Genomic DNA, 19,469 nt, shown 5'->3' with positions numbered 1-19,469 from the left:
GACGACTTTTCTGTCGTTCGAGTGTTAAAATCGGCTGGACAATTGGTATTTTTTTGGCCTTAATTCAACTCAAGGGAACAGCGCATCGAGCAGCGATAAACGGCAGGATAGAGATAAGCCGGGTCACTCGATGAAATGCAGATCCGGCCGTAGCGACACCGTCGCTCTCGATCCGTTCATTTGCCGTCAGCTTTCCCTTTCATGGCTGCGCCGGATCGGTTTCTTGTTCGGGTGCGCCGTCTGGTCGACAGGTGTTATCTGTCGCGCCGATTTTGAGCTTTCGGGCCGGCAGCTGCTGACGGCCCTCGAGTGGCGTTGCGTGTCACCTCATGCACGCGAACGCTGGTTTCAGGTCAGGAACAGCGCCTCACCGGCGCATAAAACAGGAGAGGGAAATGAAGAACACCGCACTTAGAGGCTTCCTGCTGGCGTCCAGCCTGCTGACATCAGTGGGCTTTGCTCATGCCGCCGACGTTACGCTGACGGTCGAGAGCTGGCGTAACGACGACCTGCAGATCTGGCAGGAAAAGATTATCCCGGCGTTCGAAGCCAAGAACCCCGGCATCAAGATCGTCTTCTCGCCGACCGCGCCGACCGAGTACAACGCTTCGCTGAACGCCAAGCTCGATGCCGGCTCCGCCGGTGATATCATCACCTGCCGGCCGTTCGACCCTTCGCTCGGAATCTTTGATAAGAAGCAGCTCGCCGATCTGACGAGCCTGCCGGGCATGGAGAACTTCTCGCCCGTCGCCAAGGCCGCCTGGACAACCGATGACGGCAAGTCCACCTTCTGTGTGCCGATGGCCTCGGTCATCCATGGCTTCATTTACAACAAGGATGCCTTCGACAAGCTCGGCATCTCCGTTCCGAAGACCGAAGAGGAATTCTTCGCCGCCCTCGACAAGATCAAGGCGGACGGCACCTACATTCCGCTCGCCATGGGCACGAAGGATCTCTGGGAAGCCGCAACCATGGGCTACCAGAACGTCGGTCCGAACTACTGGAAGGGCGAAGACGGTCGTCTGGCGCTGATCTCAGGCAAGCAGAAGCTGACCGATCCGGAATGGGTCCAGCCTTTCGAACAAATCGCCAAGTGGAAGCCCTATCTCGGTGACGGTTTCGAAGCCCAGACCTATTCGGACAGCCAGAACCTCTTTACGCTCGGCCGCGCCGCCATCTACCCGGCCGGTTCCTGGGAAATCTCGCTGTTCAACAGCCAGGCCCAGTTCAAGATGGGCGCTTTCCCGCCGCCGGTTCCGAAAGCTGGCGACCAGGGCTACATCTCCGACCATCCGGATATCGCTGTCGGCCTGAACGCCAAGAGCACCCATGCCGAGGAAGCCAAGAAGTTCCTCACCTGGGTCGCCTCGCCGGAATTCGCCGAAATCTACGCCAACTCGTTGCCGGGCTTCTTCAGCCTGAACTCGACGCCGGTGAAGATGGCTGATCCGCTGGCCCAGGAATTCGTTTCCTGGCGCGGCCCGTTCAAGTCGACGATCCGCTCGACGTACCAGATTCTGTCGCGTGGTACGCCGAACCTCGAAAACGAAACCTGGGTTGCTTCGGCGAACGTCGTCAACGGCACCGTGACGCCAGCCGATGCCGCCAAGAAGCTGCAGGACGGCCTCGACAGCTGGTTCAAGCCTGCCAAGTGATTGAGATGTGAGGGGCGGCGTTAGCCGTCCCTCATTCCGGCTCAAAGCCAATTTCGTATCCGCTCTTTTTCTCCCCGCCGCCTTCGAAAGCCGAAGGGCGGGGAGATGACTAGAGGGAAAGGGCGTTCTGCCCGTTGTGTCAGACGCGCTGCGCCATAGGTGCAGCTAAGAAGAACAGGCAAAAGCCATGAGCGTAGCCGAATCCGCTGTCGATGTTGTTCCCATTAAGCGCCCTGTGCGCTGGCACGTCGGCGTCTTTCTCTTCCCGGCATTTGTCGTTTATTCGGCGATCATGATCCTGCCGCTGATCGAAACGCTGAGGCTTTCGTTCTACAACACTGTCGACGGCGCGCCTGTCTTCGTCGGGCTCGCGAACTACAAGGTGTTGTTTGGCGATGCGCGCTGGGCACACGACTTCTGGAACGCGCTGGTCAACAACTTCATATTCTTCGTCATTCACATGTGCGTGCAGAACCCGATCGGCATCGCGCTGGCGGCGCTGCTGTCGACGCCACGGCTGCGGTTCGTCGCGTTCTACCGCACCGCAATCTTCCTGCCGACGCTGCTTTCCTTCGTGATCGTCGGCTTCATCTGGAAGCTCATCCTTTCGCCGATCTGGGGCGTTGCCCCGTGGCTGATGAGCCTTGTCGGCATGAAGAGCCTGTTCGCGCCGTGGCTAGGGCAGTCCGGGTCGGCGCTGATTGCCGTGTCGCTGATCTCGAATTGGCAGTACATCGGCATTCCGATGATGCTGATTTACGCTGCGCTGCTCAGTATCCCGGAAGAGGTGATCGAAGCTGCCGAATGCGACGGCATCACCGGCTGGGCTCAGTTCTGGAAGATCAAGCTACCGCTCATCCTGCCCGCCATAGGCATCATCTCGATCCTGACTTTTGTCGGCAACTTCAACGCCTTCGACCTGATCTACACCGTGCAGGGCGCACTTGCCGGGCCTGATATGTCGACCGACATCCTGGGTACGCTCCTCTACCGCACCTTCTTCGGTTTCCAGCTTCAGCTTGGCGACCGCTCGATGGGCGCCACGATCGCGACGGTGATGTTCCTGATCATCCTCGCCGGCGTGTCGTTCTACCTTTTTGCCATCCAGCGGCGCATGCGCCGGTACCAGTTCTGAGGAGTGTGCCATGTCCAACAGAGCACGCACATCCCCCATCCGCACCAGCTTCGTCCACCTGGCGCTCATCGGCTATACGCTGGTTGCCATCTTTCCGGTGTTCCTGACGATCATCAACTCGTTCAAAGACCGTAACGCGATCTTCCGCTCGCCGCTGCAGGTGCCGACGCCCTCGACCTTCAGTCTTGTCGGGTATCGAACAGTGCTGGGGCAGGGTGATTTCGCCACTTACTTCCAGAACAGCTTCATCGTCACCATCGTTTCGATCGCGCTGGTGCTGCTCTTCGGCGCGATGGCCGCCTTCGCGCTCTCCGAATACCGTTTCCGTGGCAACACGTTGACCGGCCTCTATATGGCGATCGGCATCATGATCCCGATCCGCCTTGGTACGGTCGCAATCCTGCAGGGCATGGTGGCCGCCGGTCTCGTGAACACGCTGACGGCGCTGATCCTCGTCTACACTGCGCAGGGCATTCCGCTGGCGATCTTCATCCTGTCGGAATTCATGCGGACCGTCTCCGACGACCTCAAGAATGCCGGCCGCATCGATGGGCTGTCGGAATATGCGATCTTCTTCCGGCTCGTCATCCCGTTGGTGCGCCCGGCAATGGCTACGGTTGCAGTCTTCACGATGATCCCGATCTGGAACGATCTCTGGTTCCCGCTGATCCTGGCGCCCGCTGAGGCGACGAAGACCGTCACCCTCGGGTCGCAGATTTTCATTGGGCAATTCGTGACCAATTGGAACGCCGTGCTTGCCGCGCTTTCGCTGGCGATCCTGCCGATCCTCGTTCTCTACGTCATCTTCTCGCGGCAGCTCATCCGCGGCATCACTTCGGGAGCGGTCAAGTGAGTTCGACGACCAAGCCAATCCGCGTTCTCGTCGCCGGCCTCGGCAACATGGGACGCAGCCATGCGCTGGCCTATCACAACAATCCCGGTTTCGAGATTGTCGGGCTGGTCAATCGCTCGACGCCTGATCTGCCGGAGGAACTACGGGGCTACAAGATCTATTCGGATTTCAAGGCCGCTCTTGCCGAGCCGAAACCGGATCTCTGTGCGGTCTGCACCTATTCGGACACGCATGCGGACTATGCGGTCGCTGCCTTCGAGGCTGGTTGCGACGTTTTCGTCGAGAAGCCGCTCGCAACAACCGTTGCGGATGCGGAGCGCGTCGTGGTGGCGGCGAAGAAGGCCGGCCGGAAATTGGTGATCGGCTATATCCTTCGCCACCATCCATCCTGGATGCGGCTGATCGAAGAGGCGCGCAAGCTCGGTGGGCCGTATGTGTTCCGCATGAATCTCAATCAGCAGTCCAGCGGTCCGACCTGGGAAACACATAAGTCGTTGATGCAGACGACCTCTCCGATCGTCGATTGCGGTGTGCATTATGTCGACGTCATGTGCCAGATCACGGACGCTAAACCGGTGGAAGTGCGCGGCATGGGACTGCGTCTATCGGACGAAATCGCGCCCGATATGTATAATTACGGCCAGCTCCAGGTGCTTTTCGAGGATGGTTCAGTCGGCTGGTACGAGGCCGGCTGGGGCCCGATGATCTCCGAGACGGCGTTTTTCGTGAAGGACATCATGTCGCCGAAGGGATCGGTCTCGATCGTGATGGATCCGAACGCCAAGTCCGACGATATCGACGCTCACACCAAGACTTCAGTCATTCGCCTGCACACGGCGGAGACAGGAACCGACGGCAAGTTCATACGGCCGGACCAGGACATGACGATGGCGGGAGAACCAGGCCATCAGGAACTCTGCGACCGCGAGCAGGCCTTCATGCTGAAGGCCATTCGCGAGGATATCGACCTTAACCGCCACATGGCAGACGCCGTCGCTTCGCTGCGCATCTGCCTCGCCGCCGACGAAAGCGTGCGTACCGGCCAAGCCGTCAAGCTCCAAGAGCCGGTCAAACTGTAAGGATTACGACTAGTGGGATCGCTTCAACTCAAATCCATCCGCAAGACCTACGGCACGCATGAGGTGCTGAAGGGCATCGACCTAGAGGTCAAGGACGGCGAGTTCGTCATTTTTGTCGGACCTTCGGGCTGCGGCAAGTCAACCCTCCTGCGCAGCATTGCGGGATTGGAGGATGTCACCTCGGGCGCCGTTTTCATCAATGGCAAGGAAGAGACGCTGACGCCTCCCGCCAAGCGTGGCATCGCGATGGTGTTCCAATCCTATGCGCTCTACCCGCACCTGACGGTCAAGGACAACATGGGCCTCGGCTTGAAGCAGGCCGGCACGCCGAAAAATGAGATCGACAAGCGGGTGACCAAGGCGTCCTCGATGCTGTCGCTTGAGCCTTATCTGGCGCGGCGCCCGGCGGAGCTTTCCGGTGGTCAGCGCCAGCGCGTCGCTATTGGCCGCGCGATCGTGCGCGAGCCGGCGCTCTTCCTCTTCGATGAGCCGTTGTCGAACCTCGACGCAGCCTTGCGCGTTCAGACGCGTCTTGAGATCGCGCGCCTGCACCGCAGCCTCAAGGCGACGATGATCTACGTCACCCACGACCAGGTCGAGGCGATGACGCTTGCCGACAAGATCGTGGTGTTGAATGCCGGTGCGATCGAGCAGGTCGGCTCGCCAATGGAGCTCTACAACCGCCCTGCAAACACCTTCGTTGCGGGCTTCATCGGTTCGCCGATGATGAACTTCATTCCGGGTGACAAGGTTAGCGATGCCGCGGCAAAGACTGTTGGCGTGCGCCCAGAGCACTTGACCCTTTCGCGCGAGCAGGGCACGTGGCGGGCGAAGGTCGTCCACGTCGAACATCTCGGCGCGGACACGATCATCTATCTCGAATCCGAGCAGTGCGGCCTGATCACCGCGCGCCTTTTCGGTGAGCATCAGTACGAGCCCGACGAGATCGTCTATGCGACGCCGGACATGGCCCACATGCATCGGTTCGATGCCAATGACAAGGCGATCCGCTAGAGCCCAACGTCAAACTGAAAGCCCCGCCAGAGCGGGCCCGCCAGAGCGGGGCTTTCCATTTCTATCGATCAGCCAAGAACAGGGCGCATGAAGCTGCGCTCGTAGCTGATGATGCTGCGATTTCGTTTGTCGAACGCGGCCTGGCATTCGGGTTCGCTTGCCATGCGCGTGCGATAGTCTTCGTAGGCCGCGAGGCTCGGAAACGAAAACAGCGCAATGGCAATGTTGTTCGCGCCCTCGGACGGCAGGAAATAGCCGTGATGCGTGCCTCCCATTCGATTGACGATCGGAATCCAGAGGCGCGCATACTCCTCGAATTCGGCCACCTTGTGTGGGTCGATCGTGTAACGCAGATAGCAGGTAATCATTGAAGCGTTTCTTTGAAGCAAAGCCGGACGGCGGCCACACGCCTCCGACAGCTAGGCGGCGAGGCGCTCGGCGAGTTCCTCGATGCCGACGTCTGCCTCGACGCTGTCTCCCTTGGCGATCAGATAGAGCCCTAGCACGAAGGCGAGGGCGGCGATGAAGAGCAGGTAGTAGGCATGAGCCATCGGATTGATTGGCAGCAGCGATGCGACTGCAAGAGGCGTCAGGCCGCCGAAAATCGCGTAGGAGACGTTGTAGGAGAAGGAGAGGCCGCTAAAGCGAACGCGGGCCGGGAAGGCGCGGACCATTACGTAGGGCACAGCTCCAACCATACCGACCGATAGCCCCATGATCGCATAGAGCACGAAAAGAACGGTCAGCGAAACGGCGGCATAACTGTAGAACGCGAAGGTCGCAGCACCAAAGAAGATACTTGAGACAACGAAGAAGCGGCCTGAGCCAACGCGATCGACGATCGCGCCGGCGGCGGCAGTTCCGAAGATCAGGAACAGCGTGCCGAAACTGGTGGCGGCAAGCGACTGCTGCGCGGTGTAGCCATAGAGCTTCTGCAGGAAGGTTGCCGTCATCAGTGTTGTCACGACGATGCCGGCCGACAGGATCCAAGTCAGCAGCATGGAGATGATGACGCCACGCGGGTAGTCGCGCAGCACGGCCTTCAGCGGCAGTTCCGGCGCAAGCGAGCGGGCCTGTTTCATTTCTGCGAAGACGGGCGTCTCCTGCAGCCAGCGGCGGAGGTAGACGGCAACGAGGCCGAAGATGCCGCCGAGGAAGAACGGGATGCGCCATGCATAGGCGACGACATCATCTTGCGTGAAGACGGAGTTGATGATCGTCGCGATGAAGGATCCGAGCAGGATGCCGAGGGTCAGGCCGGAGCAGAGGAAGCCGCAGGCAAAGCCGACGCGGCGGAAGGGGACGTGTTCGGCCACGAAGGTCCAGGCGCCGGGAACTTCACCGCCGATCGCCGCGCCTTGCAGGATGCGCATGAGCACGAGGAGGATTGGAGCGGCAACGCCGATGGTAGCATAGGTCGGCATCGCCGCCATGCCGAGCGTTGAGAGCGCCATCAGCAGGATCGAGAAAGCAAAAACGCGCTTGCGGCCAAAGAGGTCGCCGAAATGGGCGAGGACGATGCCACCGAGCGGGCGAACCAGATAGCCGGCGGCAAAGATCCCGAAGGTCTGGATGGTCACCAGCCACTCCGGCATATCGGGCGGAAAGAACAGCTTGCCGATCACCGCCGCGAAGAAGACGAAGATGATGAAGTCGTAGAACTCAAGCGCACCGCCGAGGGCCGAGAGGCCAAGGGTGCGGAAATCCTGCGCGGTGAGGTGGCGGGGCGGTACGGCTGTTGTGGTAGGGGACATGATGCTGACTTTGCTGAATAAAAATGCTTCAGCCGTCGTTACGCATCGAGGTCGCACTTTCAAGCAATTTCCGGCGCCGCAGAGTGGGGCGCCGGAAATGCGGAGGCAAGTGTGGCAAAGCCGCAAACGTGAGCGCAGCGCTGCCGCGATCAATCGCGGATGACGAGGAGGTCGGCTGCCATGAAGCGAAGCGTGACGGTCTCGCCAGCAGCCGGTGGGGTCACGCCCGGGCTGTTGAACATGTCGAAGGAAATGACATTGCCGCCGACATTCATGCGCGTGCGGATGACCGAACCGAGGAAGTGGGCGGATACGACCTGACCGGTCAGCTTCGTGTCGCATGGCGCGCTCTCGGCCAGCGATCCTGCCTCCGGACGCAGCGCCAGCGAGACTGTATCGCCAGCCTTGAAGGCGGCGACGGACTGCTTCAACGTCACGCCCTGGTCACCGATCTGGATGCGGTTGGCCGAGGGGTCGACAACCTTCGCTTCGATCATGTTGAGCGTGCCGACGAAGGAGGCGACGAAGCGCGTAGCCGGTGTGTTGTAGATTTCGAACGGCGTGCCGATCTGGTCGGCGCGGCCGGCGTTCATGACGACGATGCGGTCGGAGATCGAGAGAGCTTCTTCCTGGTCGTGCGTCACGAAGACGGTGGTGATGCCGAGCTTCTGCTGGATGGCGCGGATTTCCTCGCGCAGCGACACGCGGATCTTGGCGTCGAGGGCAGACAGCGGCTCGTCGAGCAGCAGGACCTGGGGGCGGACCGCCAGCGCACGGGCAAGCGCCACGCGCTGCTGCTGGCCGCCGGAGAGCTGATAGGGATAGCGATCCGCGAGGTGGTCGAGCTTGATCAGCCCAAGCATATCCTTGACGCGAGCGTCAATCTCGGTGGCCTGCGTGCCGGCGACCTTGAGGCCGAAGGCGACATTGTCGTGTACGGTCATGTTGGGAAACAGCGCGTAGGCCTGGAAGACCATGCCGATGTTGCGCTTGTTCGGCTTGAGATTGTTTTGCTCCTTGCCGCCGATGGCGATGCGACCGGCCGAGGGTGTTTCGAAGCCCGCGATCATGCGCAGGACAGTCGTCTTGCCGCAGCCCGACGGGCCAAGGAAAGAGATGAATTCACCCTTCTCGATCTGCATGTTGAAGTCATGCACGACCTGCGTGTTGCCGAAGGATTTCTTGAGGTTTGCGAGTTCGAGAAAGGCCATGAAAACCAGATACCTTACGACTTAGCCGGAGCGGCTTTGTGGAAGCGGGAGACGAGTTGCAGCAGGCCCATGCTGAGCCAGGTAATCGAGAAGGCGATGACCGCCAGGGCCGACGGCTCATAGGCGCGGTTGGCGCCAACCAGCTGCAGGTAAGGCCCGAAGGCCGGACGATTGAGGAGCGCGGCCATGGTGAATTCGCCCATGACGATCGCGAGCGTGATGAAGGCGCCCGAGAGTACGCCGCTCATGACGTTCGGAAAAATGCACTTGAACAGGATCGTCGCCCAGCCGGCGCCAAGGCTTTCCGCAGCTTCCGTCAAGGTGCGGACATCGATGGCACGCATGGCGGTGTCGACGGCGCGATACATGTAGGGCAGGGACAGCGTTATGTATGAAAGGACGAGCAGGATGTTCGTACCCGTGGTCGATCCCGTCAGCGGCAGGATCGAGGACGAGTTGTACATTCTGAGATAACCGAAGACGATCACGATTGCCGGGATGACGAGCGGCAGCAGCGTGATGAACTCGACGATCGGACGGATCTGCGGCAGGCGCAGGCGCACCCAATACGCCGTAGGCACCACGAGCAGCATGCCAAAGACGATCGTCAGAAGCGCCATCAGCATCGAATAACCGAAGGTTTCGCGGAACTGCGCCTCGGAAAAAACCGAAGCGTAGGCGTCAAAACTGTAGGCGCCGCGGCGCATGCGCAGCGAGAATTCAACGGTGGCGATGAGCGGCAGGACGAAGTAGATCGCGCCGAATCCGATCGATATCCAGGCTCCAAGGCGTGAAGTCTTCATTTTTGCCACCGTTCAGCGCGCATGCGCAGCATGATGTATAGGAGGTTGGACAGGCCGGTGATGACGATCATGCCGAGTGCCAGCGCATAGCCGAGGTTGGCGTTATGAAGCACGTCGCCGCGGATCTGTGCGTAGAGCAGGATCGGGACGATATTCAGCGAACTTCCCGTCAGCGCATAGGCTGTGGCGATCGCGCCGAAAGCGTTGGCAAAGAGCAGGAGTGTCGTGCCCATCAGGCTCGGCCAGAGAATTGGGAACGCGACCATGCGCCAGTATTGGCCGTTGGTGGCGCCGAGAATGAGCGCGGCTTCCTTCCACTCCTTTTTCATGCCGTCGAGCGCCGGCGTCAGGATCAGTACCATCAGTGGGATCTGGAAGTACATGTAGGTGAGCGTGAGCCCGAAGAAGCTCAAGAGGTTGAAACCGGTGGAATAGAGATTGAAGCCCAGCCAGTCGCGCATCAAGACGGTCACGAGACCCGTGCGTCCGAGCGTGGCGAGAAAAGCGAAGGCGAGCGGTACGCCCGCGAAATTCGAGGCAACGCCGGAAAAGGTCAGGAGGCCCGAACGAACCCAGGTCGGGAGCCCGCCGAGCACCACAGCCCAGGCAAGAAGGGAGCCGATCACCGCGCCACCGAGGGCTGAAACCACCGACACCTTGATACTGATCCAGTAGGCACTGAGGATCGACGGCGTGAACAGGTCGGCAATGTTCTTGAGGGTGAGTTCGCCTTCCGGGGTCAGGAATGCGCCGGCGACCAGATAAAGCGTCGGTATGATCAGGAACATCGCAGCGAAGATCATGAAGGGCGCGATGCCGAGCCAGTCTACGATCCTGTCGCGGTTTATCATGGGCGTGGCCGTAGCCACGGATGTTGAAACAGTGCTCATAGACGACGGCCTTATCGGGGCAATGAAAAATGAGACCTCTCCGCCCACAGAGGCGGAGAGGTCTTGCGTCAGAGATTACTTGACGTTGGCGCCAACGACGCTGTCCCACTTCGTCGTGATGGCGGCCTTGCCGGCAGCCTGTTCGTCGAGGGTGGGGAACACGGCCTTTTCGTAAGCAGCGGCCGGCGGCAGCTTGTCGAGGAGCTCCTGGGGGACCTTCTTGTTCTTCGCCAGATCGTTGAAGCGGATCGGGTGGCAATAGCCCTTCAGCCAGCCGAGCTGACCTTCGTCGGAGTAGAGGTATTCCATCCAGAGCTTTGCAGCGTTCGGGTGCGGAGCGAAGGCCGAGATCGCCTGAACGTAGACGCCAGCGACAACGCCCGAAGCCGGAACGACGACTTCAGCTGGTGGGTTGCCCTTGAGGGTATCGCGCCAGGAGAGACCATTGTAGTCCCAGGCAACGACGATGGGGGTCGAGCCCTGAGCGAGCGAAGCGGACTTGCCGATCACAGGAACGAGGTTTCCAGCCTTGTTGAGCTCGGCGAAATACGCGAGACCAGCTTCGCCAGCCTTGGTCGCGTCCTTTTCACCAGCTGCGATGCCGGCTGCGTAGACGGCCTGGACAGCCTGGTTAGAAGCGCGCGGGTCGCCAGCGAGCGCGATGCTGTTGGCGTAGTCGGACTTCTTCAGGTCGGCCCAGTCCTTCGGAACGTCCTTGACGATGTCGGTGTTCACGACGAAGGAGAGAACGCCGTAATAGTCGCCGTACCAGAAGCCATCGGCATCCTTGGCGCTGTCAGGAATGGAATCCCAGGTCGACACCTTGTAGGGCTGGATCAGGCCATCGGCCTTTGCGGAGGGGCCGAAGGAAAGACCGACGTCGATAACGTCAGGAGCCTGCGGTCCGGTGTTGCCCTTGTTGGCCTTGATGGCTTCGATCTCGTCGCCCGAGCCCGCGTCGGGGTTCAGTTCGTTGACTTCGAGGCCGTACTTGGCCTTGAAGCCGGCGATGACGTCGCCGTAGCCGCACCAGTCGTGCGGAAGCGCGATGGTCGTCAGCGTGCCTTCCTTCTTGGCGGCAGCGATAAGTTCAGCGCTTGGTTCAGCAGCTGCGATTGCAGTCGAAGCAACAACAATTGCAGTAGAAAGCGAAAGCATTTTCGAAATATTAGAGATCACTGTTGTTCTCCTTCGGGTTTTCAGTGTCCGACGATGCTGTTACTTACGTTACGTGAAGCTTTCGTGACAGTTTCATGACCTTCTTTTTTCTTTGTATAGCAGGCAGTTGGCGGCGATGTTTCATTTACGACACATTATTCGCTCAAGCGCCGAACGTCATCTCACTGTCGTATTTTCCCTCCTAACTGAGTTTGCGGAATAGCCTGGTCTGTTCGAACAGGCCCTCCAGGGTTTTCATGCGTTCTTTCGTCTCATCCCAGGTCGAGCTTTGAACGGCCTCGATCAGGGCTTCTACGATGAAGAGAGTGACGACGGACGTGTCCCAGGCCGATGGCGCCTCGATCTGCACACGGAACGTGTGACGCGCGAGCTTGGCGGCGGGCGATCCCCACTGATCGGTAAAGACGACGATCTCCGCGCCGCTTTTTCGGGCAGCGGTCGCGAGGCTGACCATTTCCTGCTCGTAGCGACGGATATCGAAGATGACCAGGAGGTCGCCGGGATTCATATTGAGTACGTATTGCGGCCAGCTGCTCGAGTTTGATGAGAGCAAAGCAGTGTTCGGACGAATGACTTGCATATGTGTAAAGAAGTATTCGGCCAGCGCGCCGGTGATGCGCCCGCCCACGAAATAGAGGCCGCGTTTGCGATCCGAGAGGAGCGAGGCGACGCTGTCGAACGTCGCCGTGTCGAGCGCGCTCAGCGTCTGGCGAAGATTGCCAATGATCGCGTCGGCAAAGCGATTGAGAATATGCGTGCCCGGCGCGTTGGAGGCCCATCGATCATGCTTGGCGATGGGGTTCGAGATTGTCGCTTCGACCTCCTGGTGGAGGTGCGCCTGGAAGTCGGGATAGCCCTTGAAGCCGAGCTTCTGCACCATGCGTACGACCGTTGGCGTCGATACGCCGGCGTTCTCCGCAATCGTCGTGATACTCCCCAATCCTGAGACTGGGTAGTTGTCCAGCAGGCTCTCGGCCAATTGCTTTTCGGCCCGCGTAAGCATGCCAAAATGCGAATGGATTACGTCCGAAACTGTCTTCGACGCAGCGCTCACGCGTTCTTGCTCCCCGGGATTGGTCTTGTGCCACTTTCCCACTGAAAGTTAACAACGCTGTCACAATCCATGTCAACTGCTGTCATGAAAAGAAATTTTCAGTCGCGCTTGACAGTCGGCAAAACCTGAAGAATTCTTTTCTTATACATTCTTTAATTAATGATCGGGATGCGCCTGTGGTGCCTGCTCAGTTCAAGGTCCTAAGTGAAGCGGAAGGCGACTGCGTTACCGTTGAGCGGCCGAATGGCGAGAGCCCGCTGCTGGTGATCTGCGAGCATGCGTCGCGTTTGATGCCCGAGCGATACGGTACCCTCGGTCTCTCCCGTGAGGCTCTGGAAAGCCATATCGCATGGGACCCTGGCGCATTGGCAGTCGCCCGCGGGATTTCCGAGGCGCTCGACGCCACGCTCGTCTACCAGCGATTTTCGCGATTGATTTACGATTGCAACAGGCCGCCGGAGTCAGCCGGCGCCATGCCCGAGAAGAGTGAAGTCTATGAAATTCCGGGCAATGCCGATCTCAGCGCGGAAGAACGCCTCGCGCGCACCGAAGCATTGTATATTCCTTTTCACGACGCCATTCGCGCACTGATTCGCGATCGCAGGGCGAGGGGGCAGGAGACGGTGATTGCGACGGTCCACAGCTTCACTCCTGTTTACCACGGCAAGACACGTGCCGTGGAAATTGGTATATTGCATGACGAAGACAGCCGCTTTGCCGACAGCGTGTTGAACGCCGCATCGACCGGCTCGCCTCTCTATAAAATCGAACGTAACGAGCCCTACGGCCCCGTTGATGGCGTGACCCACACGCTCATCCTGCACGGGCTTTCGAACGGGCTGCGCAATGTAATGATCGAGGTCCGCAACGACCTCATCTCAGATGAAGACGGCCAAGGGGTCATGGCCGGCTATCTGACGAGGCTTCTCCGGCAAAGCCTGGACGCCTGACAACGAAGAAAAAGACCCCAGGGAGCAGTCTAACTGCGATCCGCCCGTAGGCGAAAACGTCACGGGCACTTTGGCACTGGATGATCACTCGCAATCCCGCGGCTGATCGCTAACAGGGGGAAGTCATGTCCGACTACACGGATCACGACAAGAAGCAGGACACGCATATCCTGCACTCCATGGGCTATGCCCAGGAGTTGGAGCGGAGGCTGAGCGCGTTCTCGAATTTTGCCGTCTCGTTCTCTATTATCTGCATTCTTTCCGGCGGTATCAACTCGCTGGCGCAAGCGACTTCCGGCGCCGGCGGCGCGGCCATCGGCATCGGCTGGCCGGTTGGTTGCTTCGTTTCGCTGGTGTTCGCCGTCGCGATGGCGCAGATCAGCTCGGCCTATCCGACCGCGGGTGGCCTCTACCACTGGGGTTCGATCCTCGGCAACCGCTTCACCGGCTGGCTGACCGCCTGGTTCAACCTGCTCGGCCTCGTCACCGTTCTCGGCGCGATCAACGTCGGCACCTACTATTTCTTCATGGGCTCCCTTGGGACGAGCTACTTCGGCCTGACGGACACGACGACCGTTCGTATCGTTTTCCTGGTCGTCATCACCGGCGCACAGGCGCTCGTGAACCACATGGGTATCGGCCTGACGGCGAAGCTCACGGACTTTTCCGGTTATCTCATTTTCGCGACGGCGATCGCGCTCGCAGTGGTGTGCCTGTTGGCGGCTCCGTCCTACGAGTTCGGCCGTCTTTTCACCTTTGCCAACTATTCCGGCGAAGCCGGCGGCAACGTGTGGCCGGAGACTTCGGGCGCTTGGGTATTCCTGCTCGGTCTTCTGCTGCCGATTTACACAATCACCGGCTATGACGCTTCGGCCCATACGTCGGAGGAGACGGTCAAGGCAGCTCATTCCGTTCCGCGCGGCATGGTCTCCTCCGTTCTGTGGTCCGCGCTTTTCGGCTACATCATGCTTTGCGCCTTCGTGTTGATGCTGCCGAACATGGAAGAGGCGGCGAAGCAAGGCTGGAACGTGTTCTTCTGGGCGATGGACAGCCAGGTCAATGTCGTCGTCAAGGATGTGCTCTACTTTGCCATCTTCGTCAGCCAGTGGCTGTGCGGCCTTGCGACCGTCACCTCGGTTTCGCGCATGATCTTCGCCTTCTCGCGCGACGGCGGTCTGCCGGCCTCCAAGGCACTCGCCAAGGTCAGCCCGAAGTTCCGCACGCCGGTCGCGGCCATCTGGACTGGCTCGATCCTCGCGGTCCTGTTCGTCTGGGGCTCGTCGCTCGTTTCGATCGGCGAAACGCCGGTTTACACGATCGTCGTGTCGTGCACGGTTATCTTCCTGTTCTTCTCCTTCGCGATCCCGATCACCCTCGGCCTCCTCGCCTGGGGTTCGTCGAAGTGGGACAAGATGGGTCCGTGGAACCTCGGCGAAGGCATGTTCAAGCTGTTCGCGATTCTTTCGATCCTGGCGATGGTGCTGATCTTCGTCCTCGGCATCCAGCCGCCGAATGATTGGGCTCTCTACATCACCGTCGGCTTCCTCGTACTGACTGCGATCATCTGGTTCGGCTTTGAAAACCGCCGCTTCAAGGGCCCGCCGATCGGTGAGGAAGTTGCGCGCCGTCAGGCGGAGATTGCTGCTGCCGAAAAGGCAGTTGGCGAACGCTGAGGCTTCGACTTCCCTCTCAAACCGCGGGGCCGCGATGGCGGCCCCGTTTAACGGCTCAACGAAAACGCATCAGATGCGGCGCGCCCGTTTGACGGCATGCCCTTTCGTTGACCCGATTTTTTCAGTTCCAGGTTCAGGCGGATTCAATATGAGCATCTATACTCTCGACGATCTCAAGCAGGATGTTGCCGACGGGCGCATCGACACGGTTCTGGCATGCCAGGTGGATATGCAGGGCCGCTTGATGGGCAAGCGTTTCCAGGCCGAATACTTCCTCGAGAGCGCATGGAAGGAAACGCACAGCTGCAACTATCTCGTCGCCACCGACATGGAGATGGAAACCGTCTCCGGTTACAAGGCGACGAGTTGGGAAAAGGGTTATGGCGACTACACGATGAAGCCCGACCTTTCGACGCTGCGGCGGATTCCATGGCTTGAAGGTACGGCGCTCGTGCTGTGCGATCTGCTCGACCACCATTCCCACGAAGAGGTGCCGCATTCGCCGCGCGCGATCCTGAAGAAGCAGGTCAAGCGTCTGGAAGACATGGGCATGAAGGCCTTTATGGCCTCGGAGCTCGAATTTTTCCTGTTCGACCAGACCTACGACTCCGCGCACGCAGCCGGTTATCGCAACCTGAAGCTCGCCAGCGCCTATAACGAGGACTACCACATCTTCCAGACGACCAAGGAAGAAGAGGTTATGCGGGCAATCCGCACGGGGCTTCAGGGGGCCGGCATTCCGGTCGAGAACTCGAAGGGTGAAGCATCCGCCGGGCAGGAGGAAATCAATGTCCGGTACGCCGATGCGCTGACGATGGCGGACCGCCATGCCATCATCAAGAACGGCTGCAAGGAGATCGCCTGGTCGAAGGGCAAGGCAATCACTTTCCTCGCCAAGTGGCACTATAATGCCGCCGGTAGCTCGTCACATATCCATCAGTCGCTCTGGAGCGTGGACGGCAAGACGCCGCTTTTCCATGACGAGAAGGGCAAGTACGGCATGTCGCCGCTAATGGAAAACTACATCGCCGGCCTGCTCTCGCACGCGAGCGAGATCACGTATTTCCTGGCACCTTACATCAACTCCTACAAGCGCTTCATGGCCGGCACGTTCGCGCCGACAAAAGCGATCTGGAGCAAGGACAACCGCACGGCCGGTTATCGTCTCTGCGGTGATGACACCAAGGCGATCCGCATCGAGTGCCGTGTTGGTGGGTCTGACCTCAATCCCTATCTCGCTTTTGCGGCACTGCTTGCTGCGGGCATCGATGGCATCGAGAACAAGGTGGAACTCGAGGCTCCATTTGTCGGCGACGCCTATGGCGCTCGCCGCGTCCGCGAGATCCCGCGCACGTTGCGTGCGGCAACCGTTGCCATGACGAAATCGAAGATGCTGCGCAATGCCTTCGGCGATGATGTCATCGACCACTATACTCGCGCAGCCGAGTGGGAGCAGGAAGAGTACGATCGTCGCGTCACCGATTGGGAAGTGGCGCGCGGTTTCGAAAGAGCATAAAGCGTAGCCAAGCCGGACGGCGTCCTGTCACACGATTTCCATATCTCGGGAGATTGTTTGGGAGGTCCGCCGGTTTCGGCACGCTAAAACATAGGATGAAGATCATGGGAATGATCCAATGCATTTCACCGGTCGACGGATCGGTTTACGCCGAGCGCCCGGCGCTTTCGCTGGAGGCGGCGAAAGAGGCCGTTGCGCGTGCGCGCAAGGCGCAGAAGGCCTGGGCAAAACGCCCGCTGGAAGACCGTGTTCAGCTGGTGCTGAAGGGCGTCGCACGGCTCAATGAAATGTCCGACGTCGTCGTGCCCGACCTTGCCTGGCAGATGGGCCGCCCGATCCGTTATGGCGGCGAATACAAGGGCTTCAACGAGCGCTCCAACTATGTCGCCTCGATCGCTGCCGATGCGTTGGCGCCGCTTGTCGTCGAAGAGAGTGACAAGTTCGAGCGCCGGATCGAGCGCGAGGCGCATGGCGTCGTCTTCGTCGTGGCGCCCTGGAACTACCCCTACATGACGGCGATTAACACGATCGCCCCGGCGCTCATGGCGGGCAATGCGGTTGTTCTGAAACATGCCTCGCAGACGCTCCTGGTCGGCGAGCGGCTGGTGCAGGCCTTCGTCGAGGCCGGCGTTCCCGAGGATGTCTTCCAGAACGTGTTCCTCGATCACGAGACTACCTCGGCCCTGATTGCTGCTGGTAGCTTCAATTTCGTCAACTTCACCGGTTCGGTCGAAGGCGGTCGCTCGATGGAGCGCGCTGCGGCGGGTACGTTTACCGGGCTTGGCCTGGAGCTCGGCGGCAAGGATCCAGGCTACGTCATGGAAGACGCGGATCTCGATGCGGCGGTCGATACGCTGATGGACGGCGCGACCTACAATTCCGGCCAGTGCTGCTGCGGAATCGAGCGCATCTATGTGCACGAGTCGCTCTATGACAGCTTCGTCGAGAAGTCGGTCGCCTGGGTATCGAACTACAAGCTCGGCAATCCGCTGGATCCGGAAACGTCGCTTGGGCCGATGGCGAACAAGCGTTTCGCCAAGGTCGTGCGCGAGCAGATCGCCGATGCCGTCTCCAAGGGTGCCAAGGCGTTGGTCGATCCCAAGCTGTTCCCGCAGGACGATGGCGGCGCTTATCTCGCTCCGCAGATCCTGGTCAACGTCGACCACTCCATGGCCTTCATGCGCGAAGAAACCTTCGGTCCGGCTGTCGGCATCATGAAGGTGAAGAGCGACGACGAGGCAGTGGCCCTGATGAACGATAGCCAGTACGGCCTGACGGCTTCGCTCTGGACGAAGGATCCGGAGCGGGCAGGGCGGCTTGGTCGCGAGATCGAAACCGGCACCGTGTTCATGAACCGCGCAGACTATCTCGATCCGGCGCTCTGCTGGACCGGTATCAAGGAAACCGGCCGTGGCGGCTCGTTGTCGATCATCGGCTTCCACAATCTGACGCGTCCGAAATCCTACCATCTGAAGAAAGTCACAGCATGAGCAGCAACATCACAGCCAACTGGAGCTATCCGACCGCCTTCAAGTTAGGTCGGGGGCGCATCAAGGAACTGGCGGACGCCTGCAAGAGCCTTGGCATGAAGAAGCCGCTGCTGATTACCGATCGCGGCCTCGCGTCCATGGCGATCACCAAGACGGCGCTCGACGTTCTGGAAGACGCCGGTCTCGGTCGCGCAATCTTTGCCGATGTAGATCCGAACCCGAACGACAAGAACCTCGACGCCGGCGTCAAGGCGTTCAAGGATGGCGGCCACGACGGCGTGGTTGCCTTCGGTGGCGGTTCCGGCCTTGATCTCGGCAAGTGCGTGGCCTTCATGGCCGGCCAGACGCGCCCCGTCTGGGACTTCGAGGACATCGGTGACTGGTGGACACGCGCCGGCGTCGAAGGCATCGCGCCGATCGTTGCCGTGCCGACGACGGCGGGCACGGGCTCGGAAGTTGGTCGCGCCAGCGTCATCACCAATTCCGAAACCCATGTGAAGAAGATCATCTTCCACCCGAAGTTCCTGCCGGGCGTCGTCATCGCAGATCCGGAACTGACGGTCGGCATGCCGAAGATCATCACGGCCGGCACCGGCATGGATGCCTTCGCGCATTGCCTGGAAGCCTATTCCTCGCCCTTCTACCACCCGATGTCTGCCGGCATCGCGCTGGAGGGCATGCGCCTCGTCAAGGAATTCCTGCCACGCGCCTACAAGGAAGGCACCGACCTCGAAGCCCGCGCGAACATGATGTCGGCGGCCGCCATGGGCGCTGTTGCTTTCCAGAAGGGCCTCGGCGCCATTCATGCGCTGTCGCACCCGATCGGCGCGGTCTACAACACCCACCACGGCATGACGAATGCCGTCGTCATGCCGGCCGTGCTTCGCTTCAACCGTTCGACGATCGAAGACAAGATTGCGCGTGCTGCAGCCTATCTCGGTATCTCCGGCGGTTTCGACGGATTCTACAACTACGTGCTGCAGCTTCGCGCCGAGCTTGGCGTTCCCGACAGCCTGTCTGCGATGGGAATCAAGCCGGATCGAATCGATGAACTTTCGGCGATGGCGATCGAAGATCCGAGCGCCGGCGGCAATCCGGTCAAGATGACGCTCGAAAACACGAAGGCGCTCTTCAAGGACTGCTTCTGAATTTAGACAAGACGGCGGACCCAACTGGCCCGGAAAGCTTAGGCTTTCCGGGCCTTTTTATTCGT

The 19,469-nt window shown here is 60.0% G+C and carries 17 protein-coding genes; 10 read left to right on the top strand and 7 right to left on the bottom strand.

Annotation, left to right across the window (positions count from 1 at the left end; all coding sequences use genetic code 11):
- Window positions 1-395: 395 nt before the first annotated feature.
- The 5 genes from AF71_RS12375 (at window position 396) to ugpC (ending at window position 5,736) form a co-directional block, all read left to right on the top strand.
- Complete coding sequence (locus AF71_RS12375) at window positions 396-1,655, top strand: ABC transporter substrate-binding protein (RefSeq protein ID WP_113471569.1); 1,260 nt, start codon at window positions 396-398, stop codon at window positions 1,653-1,655.
- Window positions 1,656-1,842: 187 nt separating this feature from the next.
- Window positions 1,843-2,790, top strand: a complete 948-nt coding sequence (locus tag AF71_RS12370) for a sugar ABC transporter permease (protein ID WP_018116212.1) — start codon at window positions 1,843-1,845, stop codon at window positions 2,788-2,790.
- A gap of 10 nt (window positions 2,791-2,800) precedes the next feature.
- Window positions 2,801-3,643 carry a carbohydrate ABC transporter permease gene (locus tag AF71_RS12365; protein WP_018857125.1) on the top strand — a complete coding sequence of 281 codons (843 nt, stop codon included), beginning with the start codon at window positions 2,801-2,803 and terminating at the stop codon, window positions 3,641-3,643.
- Entirely contained in the window at window positions 3,640-4,722 is a 1,083-nt protein-coding gene (locus AF71_RS12360; protein ID WP_169681483.1) for a Gfo/Idh/MocA family oxidoreductase, read from the top strand. The genes AF71_RS12365 and AF71_RS12360 overlap by 4 nt, the downstream gene beginning before the upstream one ends.
- 12 nt (window positions 4,723-4,734) lie before the next feature.
- Window positions 4,735-5,736 (top strand): sn-glycerol-3-phosphate ABC transporter ATP-binding protein UgpC, encoded by a 1,002-nt coding sequence (ugpC, locus tag AF71_RS12355; protein WP_018857123.1) that lies wholly within the window; start codon window positions 4,735-4,737, stop codon window positions 5,734-5,736.
- A gap of 68 nt (window positions 5,737-5,804) precedes the next feature.
- On the opposite strand, the gene AF71_RS12350 is transcribed toward ugpC, so the two are convergent.
- The 7 genes from AF71_RS12350 to AF71_RS12320 all read right to left on the bottom strand — a co-directional run bounded on the left by AF71_RS12350 (window position 5,805) and on the right by AF71_RS12320 (window position 12,627).
- Window positions 5,805-6,104: an NIPSNAP family protein gene (locus AF71_RS12350; RefSeq protein WP_169681481.1), complete on the bottom strand. Its 300-nt coding sequence runs from the start codon at window positions 6,102-6,104 to the stop codon at window positions 5,805-5,807.
- Between the two features lie 51 nt (window positions 6,105-6,155).
- On the bottom strand, window positions 6,156-7,490 hold the full coding sequence (locus tag AF71_RS12345; RefSeq protein ID WP_113471571.1) for an MFS transporter: 1,335 nt from the start codon (window positions 7,488-7,490) through the stop codon (window positions 6,156-6,158).
- A 149-nt stretch (window positions 7,491-7,639) separates the two neighbouring features.
- Window positions 7,640-8,701: an ABC transporter ATP-binding protein gene (locus tag AF71_RS12340; protein WP_113471572.1), complete on the bottom strand. Its 1,062-nt coding sequence runs from the start codon at window positions 8,699-8,701 to the stop codon at window positions 7,640-7,642.
- A 14-nt stretch (window positions 8,702-8,715) separates the two neighbouring features.
- A complete protein-coding gene (locus AF71_RS12335; RefSeq protein WP_018116406.1) occupies window positions 8,716-9,504 on the bottom strand; it encodes an ABC transporter permease in 789 nt (262 codons plus the stop codon).
- Entirely contained in the window at window positions 9,501-10,394 is an 894-nt protein-coding gene (locus AF71_RS12330; protein WP_026371779.1) for an ABC transporter permease subunit, read from the bottom strand. The genes AF71_RS12335 and AF71_RS12330 overlap by 4 nt, the downstream gene beginning before the upstream one ends.
- A 75-nt stretch (window positions 10,395-10,469) precedes the next feature.
- Complete coding sequence (locus AF71_RS12325; RefSeq protein WP_025659341.1) at window positions 10,470-11,573, bottom strand: ABC transporter substrate-binding protein; 1,104 nt, start codon at window positions 11,571-11,573, stop codon at window positions 10,470-10,472.
- Between the two features lie 181 nt (window positions 11,574-11,754).
- Complete coding sequence (locus AF71_RS12320) at window positions 11,755-12,627, bottom strand: MurR/RpiR family transcriptional regulator (RefSeq protein WP_018857119.1); 873 nt, start codon at window positions 12,625-12,627, stop codon at window positions 11,755-11,757.
- A 176-nt stretch (window positions 12,628-12,803) separates the two neighbouring features.
- On the opposite strand from AF71_RS12320, the gene AF71_RS12315 reads away from it, so the two are divergent.
- The 5 genes from AF71_RS12315 to AF71_RS12295 all read left to right on the top strand — a co-directional run bounded on the left by AF71_RS12315 (window position 12,804) and on the right by AF71_RS12295 (window position 19,404).
- Window positions 12,804-13,577 carry an N-formylglutamate amidohydrolase gene (locus AF71_RS12315; RefSeq protein ID WP_018857118.1) on the top strand — a complete coding sequence of 258 codons (774 nt, stop codon included), beginning with the start codon at window positions 12,804-12,806 and terminating at the stop codon, window positions 13,575-13,577.
- A 125-nt stretch (window positions 13,578-13,702) separates the two neighbouring features.
- A complete protein-coding gene (locus AF71_RS12310; RefSeq protein WP_018857117.1) occupies window positions 13,703-15,250 on the top strand; it encodes an amino acid permease in 1,548 nt (515 codons plus the stop codon).
- 148 nt (window positions 15,251-15,398) lie between these two features.
- Window positions 15,399-16,766, top strand: coding sequence for a glutamine synthetase family protein (locus AF71_RS12305; protein WP_018857116.1), 1,368 nt, complete (start codon window positions 15,399-15,401; stop codon window positions 16,764-16,766).
- Window positions 16,767-16,870: 104 nt separating this feature from the next.
- Window positions 16,871-18,256, top strand: a complete 1,386-nt coding sequence (locus AF71_RS12300; protein ID WP_169681479.1) for an aldehyde dehydrogenase family protein — start codon at window positions 16,871-16,873, stop codon at window positions 18,254-18,256.
- Window positions 18,253-19,404: an iron-containing alcohol dehydrogenase gene (locus AF71_RS12295; protein WP_169681478.1), complete on the top strand. Its 1,152-nt coding sequence runs from the start codon at window positions 18,253-18,255 to the stop codon at window positions 19,402-19,404. The genes AF71_RS12300 and AF71_RS12295 overlap by 4 nt, the downstream gene beginning before the upstream one ends.
- Window positions 19,405-19,469 lie beyond the last annotated feature (65 nt).

It is taken from the genome of Rhizobium sp. 57MFTsu3.2, assembly GCF_012932765.1.
In the GTDB taxonomy this organism is placed as follows: domain Bacteria; phylum Pseudomonadota; class Alphaproteobacteria; order Rhizobiales; family Rhizobiaceae; genus Rhizobium; species Rhizobium altiplani.
This window is presented reverse-complemented; position numbering and strand designations above follow the sequence as displayed.